This window comes from Psychrobacillus psychrodurans (assembly GCF_050209195.1).
GTDB classification, from domain to species: Bacteria; Bacillota; Bacilli; order Bacillales_A; family Planococcaceae; genus Psychrobacillus; species Psychrobacillus psychrodurans.
On sequence record NZ_CP189791.1, the window covers coordinates 2,358,854 to 2,374,380 of the forward strand.

At 35.8% G+C, this 15,527-nt stretch carries 14 protein-coding genes and 1 other annotated feature; all 14 genes read right to left on the minus strand.

Annotation, left to right across the window (positions count from 1 at the left end; translation table 11 throughout):
* Nucleotides 1-68 precede the first annotated feature (68 nt).
* The 14 genes from udk to cymR all read right to left on the minus strand — a co-directional run bounded on the left by udk (nucleotide 69) and on the right by cymR (nucleotide 15,429).
* Nucleotides 69-707 (minus strand): uridine kinase, encoded by a 639-nt coding sequence (gene udk, locus ACQCPR_RS11410; protein WP_090563900.1) that lies wholly within the window; start codon nucleotides 705-707, stop codon nucleotides 69-71.
* The gene (locus ACQCPR_RS11415) at nucleotides 707-1,981 is read right to left on the minus strand and encodes a peptidase U32 family protein (protein WP_427137074.1); all 1,275 of its coding nucleotides are present in this window, start codon (nucleotides 1,979-1,981) and stop codon (nucleotides 707-709) included. The genes udk and ACQCPR_RS11415 overlap by 1 nt, the downstream gene beginning before the upstream one ends.
* A 223-nt stretch (nucleotides 1,982-2,204) precedes the next feature.
* On the minus strand, nucleotides 2,205-3,134 hold the full coding sequence (locus tag ACQCPR_RS11420; RefSeq protein ID WP_427137075.1) for a peptidase U32 family protein: 930 nt from the start codon (nucleotides 3,132-3,134) through the stop codon (nucleotides 2,205-2,207).
* A gap of 5 nt (nucleotides 3,135-3,139) precedes the next feature.
* Nucleotides 3,140-3,775 carry an O-methyltransferase gene (locus tag ACQCPR_RS11425; RefSeq protein WP_427137076.1) on the minus strand — a complete coding sequence of 212 codons (636 nt, stop codon included), beginning with the start codon at nucleotides 3,773-3,775 and terminating at the stop codon, nucleotides 3,140-3,142.
* A 115-nt stretch (nucleotides 3,776-3,890) separates the two neighbouring features.
* Nucleotides 3,891-5,009, minus strand: a complete 1,119-nt coding sequence (gene mltG, locus ACQCPR_RS11430) for an endolytic transglycosylase MltG (RefSeq protein ID WP_090563910.1) — start codon at nucleotides 5,007-5,009, stop codon at nucleotides 3,891-3,893.
* Between the two features lie 344 nt (nucleotides 5,010-5,353).
* Nucleotides 5,354-5,650 (minus strand): DUF1292 domain-containing protein, encoded by a 297-nt coding sequence (locus ACQCPR_RS11435; protein ID WP_211894702.1) that lies wholly within the window; start codon nucleotides 5,648-5,650, stop codon nucleotides 5,354-5,356.
* Between the two features lie 11 nt (nucleotides 5,651-5,661).
* Nucleotides 5,662-6,081, minus strand: a complete 420-nt coding sequence (gene ruvX, locus ACQCPR_RS11440) for a Holliday junction resolvase RuvX (protein WP_427137077.1) — start codon at nucleotides 6,079-6,081, stop codon at nucleotides 5,662-5,664.
* Nucleotides 6,082-6,083: 2 nt separating this feature from the next.
* Entirely contained in the window at nucleotides 6,084-6,350 is a 267-nt protein-coding gene (locus tag ACQCPR_RS11445) for an IreB family regulatory phosphoprotein (protein ID WP_090563918.1), read from the minus strand.
* 78 nt (nucleotides 6,351-6,428) lie between these two features.
* Complete coding sequence (gene alaS / locus ACQCPR_RS11450) at nucleotides 6,429-9,062, minus strand: alanine--tRNA ligase (protein ID WP_427137078.1); 2,634 nt, start codon at nucleotides 9,060-9,062, stop codon at nucleotides 6,429-6,431.
* A gap of 244 nt (nucleotides 9,063-9,306) precedes the next feature.
* Nucleotides 9,307-9,518, minus strand: a binding site (T-box leader).
* Nucleotides 9,519-9,554: 36 nt separating this feature from the next.
* Entirely contained in the window at nucleotides 9,555-11,972 is a 2,418-nt protein-coding gene (recD2, locus tag ACQCPR_RS11455) for an SF1B family DNA helicase RecD2 (protein ID WP_427137079.1), read from the minus strand.
* 21 nt (nucleotides 11,973-11,993) lie between these two features.
* A complete protein-coding gene (locus ACQCPR_RS11460) occupies nucleotides 11,994-12,650 on the minus strand; it encodes a tetratricopeptide repeat protein (protein WP_427137080.1) in 657 nt (218 codons plus the stop codon).
* A gap of 14 nt (nucleotides 12,651-12,664) precedes the next feature.
* Nucleotides 12,665-13,777 (minus strand): tRNA 2-thiouridine(34) synthase MnmA, encoded by a 1,113-nt coding sequence (mnmA, locus tag ACQCPR_RS11465; protein WP_090563927.1) that lies wholly within the window; start codon nucleotides 13,775-13,777, stop codon nucleotides 12,665-12,667.
* 88 nt (nucleotides 13,778-13,865) lie between these two features.
* On the minus strand, nucleotides 13,866-14,996 hold the full coding sequence (locus ACQCPR_RS11470; protein WP_427137081.1) for a cysteine desulfurase family protein: 1,131 nt from the start codon (nucleotides 14,994-14,996) through the stop codon (nucleotides 13,866-13,868).
* 10 nt (nucleotides 14,997-15,006) lie between these two features.
* On the minus strand, nucleotides 15,007-15,429 hold the full coding sequence (cymR, locus tag ACQCPR_RS11475; protein ID WP_090563930.1) for a cysteine metabolism transcriptional regulator CymR: 423 nt from the start codon (nucleotides 15,427-15,429) through the stop codon (nucleotides 15,007-15,009).
* Nucleotides 15,430-15,527: the final 98 nt, after the last annotated feature.

Sequence of the window (15,527 nt, forward strand, 5' to 3'; positions counted from 1 at the left end):
ATTATTCATATGCATCTAATCACAATGTTATGAATATCATGAAATTATTGTCAATCTCAATCATCATATTATACAATAACATCCGTTTCAAGAATAGTTTTTATTTTTGTTACCATTAAATCGATAGCTACTTCATTTTGGCCACCTTCTGGAATGATTACATCTGCATATCTTTTAGTTGGCTCAATGAATTGATTGTGCATTGGACGAACTACATTAAGGTATTGATCCACAACTGAGTCTACTGTACGTCCTCTTTCGTTAATATCACGTAATATACGACGAATAATACGTAAATCTGCATCTGTATCCACGAATAATTTGATATTCATCATATTTCGAAGACGCTCATCTTCTAATACAAGAATACCCTCTAAAATAATAACATCTTTAGGCTCTATCTTAATCGTTTCAGAAGAGCGAGTATGTTTTGCATAATCGTATACAGGCTTTTCAATTGCCTTATTGTCTAATAAATTGTGAATATGTTCAAGTAATAAGTCATTATCAAAAGCTAGTGGATGATCATAATTTGTATTAAGTCTTTCCTCAAACTTCAAATGACTTTGATCTTTATAATAAAAATCTTGTTGTATTACTACTACTGAATGGTCCTTAAATACTTCACTTATTGCGTTCGTTACACTCGTTTTACCTGATCCTGATCCACCTGTGATCCCAATGATAAGAGGAGTTTTCTTCGTCATTATTTCATCCCTTTTCTCATCATATTATTTGGATATAATTTTTCCTGACATTTAAATTGGACAACTTGTAATGGATGTCTCGCCGCATCCAACACTTGTCCTTTTTCGTCTAAAATTTCTTTTATAACTACTTCAACGTTTTCTATTTCTGGGCCAAAAAACTCTACTATGTCTCCTGGCTTAAAATAATTTCGTTGTTGTAGTGTAACTATCTGTGTTTCTTCGTTATACTCTAACACAAGTCCCACAAAATCGTACCCTAATTTTTTATCATGGACTCCGTACATTTGTTGTTCAAAGCTCGGTTCATCCTCAAAAAATGCTGTGTCCGTTTCACGATTTGCACATTTTTCCAGTTCTTCTATCCAGCTAAGCTGCATTTGAAAGTTTTCAGGATCTGCACAATATGCATCAATCACTTTTCGGTAAACACTTACAACTGTAGCTATATAGTGTATTGACTTCATACGTCCTTCCACTTTTAAAGAGTCGATTCCTAGTTCTATCAAACGCGGTATTGATTCCAATAATTTTAAATCTTTTGGACTCATGGCAAATGGAACATCATTATCTGTGAATAGCGCCTGTTCTTGTCCATCATTTTGCTCATACAAATCATAATCCCAGCGACAAGACTGACAGCATCCTCCTCTATTCGAGTCACGAGCAGTCATATGATTGGATAGTGTACATCTTCCACTGTAAGCTATACACATTGCCCCATGGATAAAAGTTTCAATTTCAATATCAACTTTCTCTTTCATCAGTTGAATCTCGTCACCACTAGTTTCTCGAGCAAGTACAACACGATCAAGCCCTTCTTCTTTCCAATATTGTACAGCTTTCCAATTGGATAAGGATTGTTGTGTGCTCAAGTGAAGCTCTAATTTGGGTGCTACAGTTCGACATGTCTCAATTATTAATGGATCTGCAACAATAATACCAGTTACGCCAGCTGCTTCAACTGCTTGTAGGTACTCTTCTAATCCATCCATATTTTCATTATGGGCGAATATATTAGTAGTCACATACACTTTAGCTCCGTATCGTTTTGCAAATTCTACTCCTTCCCGCATTTCATCTATTGAAAAGTTTCCCGCATTTGATCGAAGGCCAAATTCTCTTCCACCTATAAAAACGGCATCTGCTCCATAATGCACAGCAATTTTTAACTTTTCTAAACTTCCAGCAGGCGCTAATAACTCAGGTTTTTTCGAAATAACTCGTTTACCATCAATTAGCTCACTTATTTTATCTATTTTAGTATTAAGCAAATAAACCTACCCTTTCCTAACTGATTAATACCATTTAAACTATCAGTTATATGTAATTAATTTCATAAAAAGCATACTAAATAGTGAATTCGAACAAAGTTGATTTCCGTTCCACACGGACGCTTTCCACACCAATTACGCAATAAACCTTTAATAAAAGAGTGATCTGCCGTAAACTTTCTTTTATTAAAACAGTAATTATGAAATTGACTCATATATTCCTTTAATACACAGTTTCCTTAAAGAAAAAGCCAGTATCTAATGGTCTTAATGCTGGTTGGATTTCTTCAATTTTGTTAAAGAGATCTTTTTTACAAGCTTTATAAGCTTCTTTCGATTCAAAATAAGCATCGATAGCTTTACGGTAGTAGCTCGTTATAGAAGTAATATAAGATGGATCTTGAAGGATTCCATCTATTTTCAAACTATCAATTTCAGCATCTAATAACTCATCAAGTTCATCTATCATACACATATCATTTGGACTAAAAATATGTGTTCCGTTACCATCTTCATAAATCGGATATTTATTGGAACGCTCTTTGTCATGTAAAAACATATTTTTATTTTTAGAACGATTCTCTACTTCCATTGCTTTGTCTTGGAACAAGAAGTAATTACCTAAAAGTGAGCGTTTCGACTGAAAAATACATGTCATTCCGTGGACTTGCACTTCAATTTGAACTTCAGCATTTCCTTTAATTTCCACTACTTCGTCTAGGCTTAGTTCTCTTGCTAGGACAGCTCTAGTTGAACCACGTTTCCCCCAATAATTGGCTGTGAAATAATTGGTTGCTGTTTGTTCCGTGTTCCAGTGTAAGGGAATAATTACTTCAGCTTCACGTCTAGCAATAATGACTGCTGGATCACCGAAAACAATTCCATCAACACCAATTTCTTGAAGCTTTTTCATATAAGGTGCAAGTGCTTCCAGTTTATCGTTATGGAAAAGTGCATTCATCGCAATATATAATTTTTTGTTTTGTTTGGAAGTGATGTTTCTTGCTATTGTAATTTCTTCTAACGTAAATTCTCCAGGAAGTCTTAGACCAAAAAATTGTTCACCGACTAAAAATGCATCAGCACCAGCCACGATTAAATCTTCTAAGTGACTAATACTTGCAGGTGTTACTAATAGCTCAGTTTTGTTCATATCTTTCACCTCTTAATACTTACTAACATTCCATCTCCAACTGGTAAGAATGCCGTGTCATAATCCGGATGATTCATCAACCACTCCATAAATTGATGTTGGTTTCGGACCATTGTTCTTTTTCTTCTTGGCACTTCACTCATCGGTAACTCGGACAATCCGTTTAACAATAAATTATCACAATAAATAACGCCACCATCATTCAAAAATGGGGCATATTTTTCGAAGAAATTTTTGTATTGACCTTTAGCTGCATCAATAAAAATAGCATCAAATTGGAGTTCTCCAAGGTCTTTTGCTGAAATTTCTAAAGCGTCTCCAACAATTACTCGAATTCGATGTTGTAAATTCGCACGTTCTATATATGTTTTAGCAAGCTCAGCCTTTGTTTCATCGCGCTCGATGGTCACAATGGATGTTTTCCCTAGTTTAGTTGCCATGCGCATGGAAGAGTATCCAATAGCAGTTCCTAGTTCTAAAACAGACTTGGGCTTTTGTAAGGAAAGAAGTTGCAATAACGATTCCATCCCCATTAGTTGCATAATAGGTACATGATTATCTTTTGCATATTGTTCCATTTCCAAAAAAATAGCGGATCTAGGCTTAATCAGATCCTTCAAAAAATCATCGCTTATATTCATCTAAACTAACCCCTTTAGGTCATTAAAATAGTACTCCCTATTATGTAAAAAAACAACTCTTATAATAACATAGCAGGAGAAGGAATGCGACATCACTCCCTCTCCTGCAGCCTAATTATTTTAAAAATTCGTCTATTTTTTGAAGATGTTCATCATATGTTACAGAAAAGTGATTAGTACCCTCTTTATCTGCTAAGAAATAAAAATAATCTGTATCACTTGGATCAAGTGCTGCCTCAATAGATGATTTACCTGCATTTGCAATAGGTCCAGGTGGTAACCCTGTATTTTGATACGTATTGTACGGATTATCAAACTCTAAATCTTCAAACAAAACACGATCTTTATGAGTACCTTTTGCATAAAGGACAGTTGGATCTGTTTGTAAAGGCATACCTTCTTCTATACGATTATAAAAGACACTTGCTATCGTTGCTCGATCTGTTTGGGCTGTAGCTTCTTCCTCTAACAAAGATGCAAAAGTTAGCAACCAATGAACTGATTTCTCTTCTGCTTGTAACAGATCTACGTATGACGTTACAACTTTATCAGTATTAGCAAGCATTGTATCTACGATTGACTCGATTGAAGGATTTTCCTCAAAAAATGGATAGGTGGCTGGGAAAAGGTATCCTTCTAATGCATAGCGCACATTTTCCCCTTTAATCTCTGCTCCTAAAACATTTGGATATTTAATCATCATTCTATCTACAAACTCCTCGCTCGTTACGAGCTTAAAGAAATCATCTGCAGAATGCTTCGTGTTTTTTTCAACTACTTGTCCAATTTGCTCGATTGTTAATCCTTCAGGAATAGTCAACGAGAAAACTGGTTCTCTGTAAATCTTGCCAGATTTTAAGCTTTCAATAATTTCATCTAACGTCATTGCCTTTGTCAAACTATACTCCCCAGCCTGAAATTGAGATTCATTGTTGAACTTTGCATAATACTTGAAGATTTTAGCGTTTTTAATAATTCCGCTTTTTTCCAACTCACTGGATATAGAATCTAATCCTGATCCAATTGGGATGTCCACTGTAATGGTTTCTTCAGAGTTAGGATCTAATGGGAGTAGAGCTGATTCTACATAATTATAGACAATTAAACCACCTATTCCCCCAACGACAATTATAAGAAAAGTAATAATTAAAACAATTTTTCTAACAAGTTTCACTTCTTTTTTCTTATTTTTCATTTTATTAAACATAATATCTTTTTTTGTTTCATTTCCCACGGGTTCTCCCCCTTTATCTCCATCTCATTATACAAGAAAACATATAAAAGAACAAAAGCCCAAGTACTCTCTAGACAGAAACCAATTTCTATTGTTTTCGATGAGTCTTGGACAGACTTTTTGCGATATTATTACCGATTTTACTTTTAGGGATGCTGGTTACTCTCCTGCAATTCTTAGAAACAGGAAAGTACGTTTTTGGATAACTATAGAAAAAATACTTTTCTATCGGCAAGTCGCTTCTTTGGTCATCAATATACCTTGATTATTGGAACTATGTAAAAAAGAACTAAGCAAAGAAAAAGGTGAATGAGGCTTCCCTCATCCACCTTGAATAGATAATCTTATTCTTCGTCTTCGTCTTCTTGCTCATCTAAAAATGTACTTAACATTTCTTCGATCATATCCCATTCAGCATCAGATTCAACAGGAAGTAATTCTCCGTCTTCTCCATCTTCATTAGGAGTGAAAGATGATGCATGAATTTCGATTTCTTCATTTTCATCCTCTTCTGCTCCTATTGGATAATAAAGTACATAGGATTTTCCATATTCGTCTGATTCAAATGTGAAAAGCACGTTACAAAGTTGTTCATTTCCATTCTCATCTACAATTGTAATATTTTCTTGACCGTGGTCCATTTGCAGTCACCTCATCTATTTTTTCTATCAAGATAGCCTTGTAAAATCATTACAGCAGCCATCTTGTCGATCACTAACTTACGTTTTTTACGACTTACATCAGCATCTATTAACATACGTTCTGCAGCCATCGTTGTCAATCGTTCATCCCATAATGTGACAGGTAAATGATATTTCTCGGTTAATAGCTTAGCATATTGTTCAGAAGCTTCAGCACGTGGACCAATAGAATTATTCATGTTTTTTGGAAATCCAACAACAAATTCTGTTACATTATGCTCTTTCACGAGTTCATCAATTCGTTCTAGACCAAACTCAAAACTTTCTTCATGTATCTTTATTGTTTCAATACCTTGAGCAGTCCAACCTAGTGCATCACTAATTGCCACTCCAACAGTACGAGAACCAACATCTAAACCCATAATTCGCATCGTTAAGCCTCATTATTTTTTTTAATATAAAATTTCACTAGTTCTTCTAATATTTCATCTCGTTCAAGCTTTCGAATCATATTTCGTGCATCTTGATGGCGAGGAATATAAGCTGGATCACCTGACAATAAATAGCCTACAATTTGATTGATAGAATTATACCCTTTTTCTTCTAGTGCAGAGTGAACTTGGATCATAACATGTTTTACTTCTTGTTCCATCGATTCTTCAGGGAAATTAAATTTCATCGTTTTATCAAAAGAGCTCATGATCAGCACCTCGCTTTCCATTTTTAATGATTAAACTAATGTATCTATTGTATTAGTATACCCTATTTTGGAAATAATTTAAACTGATTTAATATATTCCAACACAGAACTTAATGCATTTTCAAGTTTACTTGCATCTTTAGCACCAGCCATGGCAAAGTCCGGTCGTCCTCCACCTTTACCTCCGCATTGCTCTGCTACTAGTTTGACGATATTTCCAGCATGATAGTTCCCACCAACGATATCCTTTGTTACTCCTGCAGAAATCATTACTTTATCCCCATCAACTGCACCTAAAACAATGACTGCTTTTTCAAGCTTTTGTTTTAAATCGTCCATCATTTGACGTAATTGGTTATTATCCTTCGCATCTACTTTTACAGATAACACAGTTACATCATTTACTTTTTGTGCAGATGATAGGACAGAAGAAGCTTGGCTATTTGCTATTTTTGCAGAAAGTGACTCATTGTCTTTTAGAACATTTTTTAGCTCTTGTAATGTTTGAGAGACCTTATTCACTAAATCTTTTGGCTGTGCCTTCAATAAATTTGCTGCTTCACTTAATATATGTTCTTCTTCTTTAACTATTTCATAAGCGCCTTTACCAGTTACAGCTTCAATACGTCTAGTACCTGCCCCGATTCCACTTTCTGAAAGGATTTTAAAGAATCCAATTTCTGAAGTGTTTTGAACGTGAATTCCACCGCATAGCTCTAATGAGAAATCTCCCATTTTTACTACCCTTACAATATCACCATATTTTTCGCCGAATAATGCCATTGCTCCCATTTGTTTAGCTTCGTCAATATTATGAAAACCAGTAACTACCGGGATATTATCCCACACTTTTTCATTAACTATACGCTCTATTTGCTCAAGTTCTTCTGTTGTTACTTGTCCAAAATGAGAAAAGTCAAAACGTAAACGATCAGGACCAACATAAGAACCAGCTTGGTTTACATGTGTCCCTAATACATCTTTCAATGCTTGATGTAAAATATGTGTAGCTGAGTGATTTTTAATCGTATGTCCGCGAAGTGAATTGTCGACAGTTGCCTTTACTTCAGCATCTGTAATTATCTCACCTGACTCAATAACTACTGTGTGCAGATTTTGTCCATTTGGAGCTTTTTGGACATCTTTTACATATCCTTTAAATGTATCATTTTCAATTACACCATGATCGGCAATTTGCCCACCACTTTCAGCGTAGAAAGGTGTTTTAGTTAATACTACTTTCACTTCCTCGCCTTCATGAGCTGATTTAACTAATACTTGATCACGAACTATTGACGTAACTTTAGTAGATATACTCATCGTGTCATATCCGATAAATTCACTTTCATCATGTAGATTTCCAAATACTTCGGATTGCACCTGCATAGAATCTACATTTTGTCTTGCAGCACGAGCACGCGAACGTTGTGCTTCCATTTCTGATTTAAAGCCATCATGGTCTACAGTCATATTTGCTTCTTCTGCATATTCTTCCGTTAATTCAATTGGGAAACCATACGTATCATATAATGTGAATGTTGTAGTTCCGGGGATGTAAGATTCACCTTTAGCTTGTTGTTCTTCAATAACCTTTTCTAATATAGCTAAACCATCATGTAATGTTTCATGGAATCTTTCTTCTTCAGTTTTAATAACACGCATGATGAAATCCTGTTTTTCTGTTACTTCTGGATAGAAATCTTGCATAATTTTCCCTACAACTGGTACAAGTTCATGTAAAAATGGCTTTTCAATTCCTAATTGTTTTGCAAAACGAACTGCTCTACGAAGTAATCTTCTAAGGACATATCCTCTTCCTTCGTTTGACGGTAATGCACCATCTCCAATTGCAAATGCAACTGTACGAACATGGTCCGCAATTACTTTAAATGCAGTATCATCAACTTCATTTGCACGATACGACTTTCCAGAAATTTGTTCTGTTTGGCGAATAATTGGCATGAATAAATCAGTATCAAAATTTGTTGGAACATCTTGTACCACACTAGCCATACGCTCCAGACCCATGCCAGTATCAATATTTTGTTTTGGTAATGGTGTGTACGTATTGTCTGGATTATGATTAAATTCTGAGAACACTAAATTCCAAATTTCTAAATATCGTTCATTTTCTCCACCTGGATACAACTCAGGATCGTTCATATCATTTCCGTAGCTTTCTCCACGATCATAAAAAATCTCCGAGTTCGGACCACTTGGACCTTCCCCAATATCCCAGAAATTACCTTCTAAACGAATAAGTCTTTCTTCCGGAATTCCGATTTCATCCTTCCAAATATTATATGCTTCTTCGTCCTCTGGATGAATTGTAATAGATAATTTTTCTGGTTCAAAAGCAATCCACTTAGAATCTGTTAAAAACTCCCAAGCATAATGGATCGCTTCTTTTTTAAAGTAGTCACCAATAGAAAAGTTTCCTAGCATTTCAAAGAAAGTATGATGTCTAGCTGTTTTTCCAACGTTTTCAATATCGTTTGTGCGAATAGATTTTTGCGCATTCGTAATACGAGGGTTTTCAGGAACAACACGCCCGTCAAAATATTTTTTTAATGTCGCTACACCACTGTTGATCCAAAGCAAAGATGGGTCGTTGATTGGTACAAGTGGAGCTGAAGGTTCCTGTGAATGTCCTTTTTCCATAAAAAAGTCTAAATACATTTGTCTAATTTGAGCACCTGTTAATTGTTTCATGTTTAGTTCCTCCTAATGATTTGTATTAGTGATTTGTAGACGTTGATGATTTTAATATTCGGATCAGCTTTCGGCAATAAAGATTTAGTTCCGTTAAAGGGAGCATAGATGAAGTTTCTATACGAATGTGAGCTACCGCACACTACGCTAGCTTCGAAACATGAAAGTGCGTTGTAACGGAAATCAACAGTATTACTTTACTTCACTAAAAGCCAAAACAAATAAAAAAAGCCCTCATCCCTAAAAAAGGGACGAAAGCTGTTGTTTCGCGGTACCACCCTAGTTACACAGTAGAAATTCTACTATGTCTCTCAAGAAGCCTTAACGCGGCCAGACGACAGGTTTTAACTGCATTCAAGAGTAGCTTTCCTATATGTTAGATCAGTGAATTCTTTCAGCCAAGGAATCCATCTCTAGTCAGCTAACAATTAGTACTTTCTCCGTCAACATTTTACTATATGCAATTGATTATAAAAAACAAATCGCTTTGTGTCAATTGTCTGTATCCATAAATTGATACGGATTGACACCATTCATGCCTACTAGAGGATCTATCATATGATAATTTTCAGCAGTCAGATAGGTGACGTCCTTTTGAGTCACTTCCGATTCCTTAACTATTTCTTTTTCCTCTTGTTGCCCTGATTCTTCTACATTGGATAAACGTTCTTTTAAACTAGTCAATCTTTGAAGATCATCAGTTCTTTCTACTCCAAACTTAAATACTTCTGGATCCCCACATAATATAAGAAAGTTTTTAGCTCGTGTTATTCCTGTATAAAGTAAATTTCTTCTTAACATCTTCATATAACTTCTTGTTATAGGCATAATAACCGTTTGAAATTCACTACCTTGTGATTTATGAACTGAACAGCAATAAGCTAAAGTAAGCTGATTCAAATCATTTTTTTCGTATGTTACTTCATTTCCATCAAAAGAAACTATTAACATTTCTTTTTTCTCGACTGTTTCAGCAGCTCTGAAAATACTAATGACTTCCCCCATATCTCCATTAAACACGTGGCTCTCTGGCTGATTGACTAGTTGAAGAACTTTATCCCCAATACGATAAATAGTTTCACCAAATACCATTTCTTTTCGCTTTCCATCTGTATTCGGATTAACCATTTCTTGAATCATTTTGTTAAGCGCATCAATACCTGCCGGCCCTCTATACATAGGTGCTAAAACTTGCATATCCCGAATGGAAAGTCCTTTGGATAAAGCACTTTTTAATACTTGTTCTACTACTTTTGGAATTTGTTCGGTAGAAGCCTTAATGAATGAACGATCCTTTGTCTTGTCTAATAAAGATGCCGGAACCATCCCTTGCTTCATCTCATGGGCAAGTTCTATAATCGAGGATCCCTCTGCTTGGCGATAAATATCCTTTAGTTCAACAGTTGGAATTCGTTTAGAGGCGAGTAAGTCCTTTAATACTTGCCCTGGTCCTACTGGCGGAAGTTGATCTTGATCCCCAACAAAAATCACTTGCGCATCTTTCGGAATAGCTTTTAATAGTTGGTATCCTAACCATGTATCTAACATAGATGTTTCATCAATGATAATTAGTTTGCCTTCGATTTCTTTACCTTCGACGTCTGCATCCTCTTGCCCAGTAAATCCTAATAATCTATGAATAGTCATAGCAGGTAATTCTGTCGATTCACTCAGGCGTTTAGCAGCTCTACCCGTAGGTGCGGCTAATACTACAGGAAATGGTTTCTTGTCCTTTATCCATTCCTTCGGATCTAACGAAAGTCCATGTAGTTCTGCATATAGTTCGACAATCCCTCGTACTACGGTTGTTTTACCCGTACCAGGACCGCCAGTAAGTAATGTCACGCTTGCATTTAACGCAGTCTCAATCGCATTAATTTGTGTCGGGGCATATTGCACACCTAGGCGCTCTTCAATACTTCCAAGATGCTTTTTCATCTCAGCTAATGGAAATTGATGATGTGTATCATTTTCAGCTAGTAGAGTTTCTATTTTAGAGCCAATTCCAACTTCGGAATAATATAAAGAAGGAATATAAAAACGATTCACTTCGCCGACTATCCGACTTTCTTCTGCAAGTTCAATGCAGCATTTACTAATTGCCTCATACGGAATTTCCTCACGCTGAGCAGTTTCTAATAGCTTTTTAACTGATTCTAATAATTGCTCTGCATATAAAAATACATGACCTTCTCCTAACGAAGCAGTTTGAAGGAGGTGATATATCGCTGCCTTGATACGATCGGGGTGGTTTCCTTGAATACCTAATTTATAGCCAAGCTCATCAGCTCGAACAAAACCTACCCCCTCTACTTCTTCAATAAGACGGAATGGGTTTTTAGTAAGTACGTTGAGTGTTTCTTCTCTATAAGCTTGATAGATTTTCATAGCGATTTGAGGTCCAAATCCCCACTCATTAAGTTGAATCATCACTTTTTCTAGGCCTAAATTTTGTTCTAAAACCGCTCGTAATGTTTGTTTTTTTTCTTCAGCAAGACGTGGAACTACATCTAAGGCTTCGGGATCATCCAAAATTTTATTAATAGCATTTGGTCCAAGTTTTTTTACAATTTGTTCTGCAGTTTTGCGACCAATACCTGTGAACATATCGCTCGAAAGGTAATGAATGATTCCTTGTTCCGTCGCTGGCACTTCTTTTTGGAACGTTTCCACTTGAAATTGAACACCATATTTCGGATGGTTTTTAATATATCCAATAAATTTATACGCCTCTTCTAGTACTAAAGGAGGAAAATAACCAGATACAATTATTTCCTTGTCTATGTATGTAGTGTTTGTGGATTTGATTTTTAATTTTATGATAGAAAATAAGTTTTGAGGATTATGAAAAATGGAAACGATAGGACGACCTGTAATAAATTGTTTTTCATTATTTATATCGTTGGTCATAATACCGCCTCCAAAGTTTCATTAATTGCGTAGAGAAATCATGTCGTACACATAGCGTGCCTGATCATAATTAGGTTGAAGCGTAAAGGCTTCTTTTAAATGAGATAATGCAGCCTCTGTATTAGATGTAGAAACAGCATATAAAACACCCAGATTGTAGTGTGCATCTGCATTTTCCGCATCTGCCTCTACTATTTCTTTGAATACTGGTTCTGCTTGTTCGAACATCTCTAAGCTAGCGAGGGTAATTCCATAGGACAATTTTACCTGGTTATCCTCAGGAGCCAGCTCATAAGCTCTTTGAAAATATGGAAGTGAAAGCTTTGTTAAATTTTCTTTTTCAAGACTCTTCCCTAGCATATAAAATGCGTCTGGACCTTCAATACCACTAGCGATTGCTTTTTCATATAACTTTGCAGCTTCCTCAAATCTCTCAGCATTATAGTATAAATTTGCAAGACTATAATAAGCTGTTGCTGCATCCTCGTCTAATGTAATTGCTTTTTGGAAAAACTTCTCTGCCCGCTCATCTTCATTCATTGACGACAAAAGATTTCCAAAATTAATATAACCGATTGCCTCATCCGGATTTTCTTCAATTGCTTTCGTAAAAAGCTCTACTGCTTTTTCGTAATCTTCTTCTTGTATAGCTTGAATTCCTAATTCATTGTAGTTCATGTTATTACCTCCAGTTATCCAACATAATCCAGTTTAAGCCCATCTTTGAAAACTTCATCAATTGTAGCTCCACCTAAACATTCATCACCTTGGTAGAATACAACTGCTTGTCCTGGTGTAATAGCACGCACTGGCTCGTCAAATATTACTCTAACTCGATTTGTATCTATTAACTCCACAAGTACACCAACGTCCTCTTGACGATAACGGAACTTTGCTGTTGCTTGGAAAGTTTGTGGTTTTTCTATTGTTGTTGTAAAAGATAAATCGGTTGCAGTTAGGCTAGTCGAAAACAATGCATCATTGTTTATATTTTGCCCAACTAGAAGTACATTTCTGTCCAAGTCTTTCCCGATAACGAACCAAGGATCACCTGAACCTCCAATTCCAAGACCATGTCGTTGACCAATTGTATAGTACATCAGTCCATCATGCTGTCCCATAACTATTCCATCCATTGTTTCCATGGCACCTTGTTGCGCAGGAAGGTACTGACTCAAAAATTCCTTAAAGTTTCTTTCACCAATGAAACAAATACCGGTAGAATCTTTTTTCGTTGCAGTAGCAAGTCCTTGCTCTAATGCAATTTCACGAACTTTTTTCTTTTCTAAATGTCCAATTGGGAACATTACTTTTTCTAATTGTTCTTGATTTAATTGATTCAAGAAATAAGTTTGATCTTTATTATTGTCTCTTCCACGCAACATACGAGTTTGTCCATCACGAACTTCTACCTGTGCATAATGACCAGTTGCCAAGTAATCTGCTCCTAATGCTAAAGCATGCTCTAAAAATGCTTTAAATTTAATTTCCTTATTACACATAACATCTGGATTAGGAGTTCGTCCAGCTTTATACTCATCTAAAAAATATGTGAAAACCTTATCCCAATATTGTTTTTCAAAGTTTACAGCATAATATGGAATTCCTATTTGATTGCAGACTTTTATAACGTCTTCATAATCTTCTGTGGCAGTACACACACCAAATTCGTCAGTGTCATCCCAGTTTTTCATGAAAATGCCGATTACATCATAACCTTGTTCTTTTAGTAAATAAGCTGCAACCGAGGAATCTACCCCTCCGGACATTCCAACTACTACTCTTGTATCTTCTATTTTTTTCATCCTTATCACTCTTTTCACTTAAATCTTTAACTTCATCGTAATGATTTCAAACTCTGGCCAATGAAGTTAAACCTTTAGCGAGTTTGAACTATAATACTATCTTGCTTATTTTATAAGCCGCTTCAATCACTTGCTCTTTTGTATTGTTTAATCCAAAGCTAAATCGAACCGAATTTCGTAACTCTGGTGTGTTTTCTCCATACATTGCTACGAGTACATGAGACGGATCAATTGAACCTGCAGTGCACGCAGATCCACTAGATGCATCAATTCCGGCTAAATCTAATTGCACTAAAAAAGTTTCCACATCTGTATTAGGGATACTTATATTTATAACATGTGGAAGAACAGATTCATGCGAACCATTAACTTTAAAAGGAACACGAAGTCTCTCTAATTCGGTTAAGAAAACCTGCTTTAACTGATTATAAGTTAGAATGCCCTCAGTAATAACTGCTTGTTTCAATTGAACGGCCTTTGCAAAAGCAACAATAGCAGGCACATTTTCAGTACCTGCACGTTTTTTTCGTTCCTGCTGTCCTCCGTAAAAAATTGGCTTAAGGTTAACACCTTTACGTTGATATAAAAAACCAATCCCTTTAGGGCCGTTTATCTTATGGCTTGAAACACTTAGTAAATCGATATAAGCTGTTGTGACGTCTATTGATAAGCTACCAAATGCTTGTACAGCATCCGTGTGGAAATAGGCTGGGTGATCTTTCAAAAATTCACCAATTTCAACGATGGGTTGAATAACCCCAACCTCATTGTTAGCATACATAATAGAAACTAAAATAGTATCTTCTCTTAGTGAATTTTTCAAGTCATTGATACTGATCAATCCATTTTTATCTACCGGAAGATAGGTTACTTCAAAACCATCTTTTTCAAGTTGCTCACAAGCATGAAGTACAGCATGATGTTCAATTTGAGTTGTAATTACATGCTTACCTTCATTCTTCCTAGCATAAGCAGTTCCAAAAATAGCATAATTATCTGCTTCCGTACCTCCGCTAGTAATAGTAATTTCCGTTTCATGTGCCCCAATACTTTTAGCTAAAATTGTTCTAGCATCATCCACTTTCTTTCTTGCTTTTCTTCCTGTCTGATGGATGCTAGATGGGTTTCCGAACTCTTCTTTCATTTCAGCTGTATAGACTTGGATTACTTCTTCGGACATAGGTGTTGTGGCTGCATGATCCAAATATATTCTAGTCATTTTAAACTCCTTATATATAAAACATATACCCAGTGTTCTCTGGATCTTCTTCTGTATATTTTGCAAGGTCTTCTATCGTAGTGGTGTCTAATACATTTTTGACAGCGTCTCTAATACGCATCCAAAGTTCACGCTGCGGCGGTGCTTCCTCTTCAATCCCCTCAACGATTTGAATAGGTCCCTCTAAAACTCGAATAACATCACCTGCAGTAATTTCGTCTGGTGTCTTTGATAGCATATAACCACCGTAAGCACCTCTTACACTCTTTACAAGCCCTGCATTTCTTAGAGGAGAAACAATCTGCTCTAGATACGCTTCAGACAAATTATATTCCGCAGCAATTTGACGGAGGGCAATCGGACCTTCCCCATATTGCTTCCCTAAAGCCACCATAATCGTTAAACCGTATCTTCCTTTTGTTGAAAATTTCAAAATAATTCACCTCATAAGATTAAAAAAATTCTTTCCCTAGTATAGCATAATTACATACTATATCGACTTCAAAATGACTTTTCAGGCAATCTTCTATA